The sequence below is a fragment of the Stappia sp. BW2 genome (assembly GCF_008107695.1).
In the GTDB taxonomy this organism is placed as follows: Bacteria; Pseudomonadota; Alphaproteobacteria; order Rhizobiales; family Stappiaceae; genus Roseibium.
Genome location: NZ_VIRG01000011.1, coordinates 1 through 403, shown reverse-complemented (window position 1 = coordinate 403; position 403 = coordinate 1). Strand labels below are relative to the sequence as shown.

Sequence of the window (403 nt, the reverse complement as noted above, 5' to 3'; positions counted from 1 at the left end):
GTGATAGCGTTATCAATATCATTGACTATGGCTGTGGTCAAGGCGTGGCAACCCTTGCTACGATGGAGCATATCGCCAGTCAAAAAGACCCAAAAACCGTTCATCTTAATATTCATTTGATGGATCCATCAAGCGTGTCTTTGGGCAATGCCAGCTATCAAGTGCTGTGCTTGGCTCAGTCTTACGGCTTTAGTGCCAATATTACGACCCAAAATTGTATCTTGGCAAATGCCACTGTGCCAAACTTTAGCAATGGGGCAGACACCCTGCATTTGATGTCGTATATTTTGGACGTGCGTGCTGTGCAACAACAATTAAGCCATATCACAGGACAAATCCGTCAATTATCAGGCGTTCAGCATATTATTGCCAGTGATATTGACCATACGGATGCTGTCAATGG

General features: G+C 44.4%; 1 protein-coding gene. It reads left to right on the top strand.

What is annotated here, in order from left to right:
- Window positions 1-403 (top strand): hypothetical protein (locus tag FMN63_RS29465; RefSeq protein WP_162529951.1); only part of this gene is annotated, 403 nt, incomplete at both ends.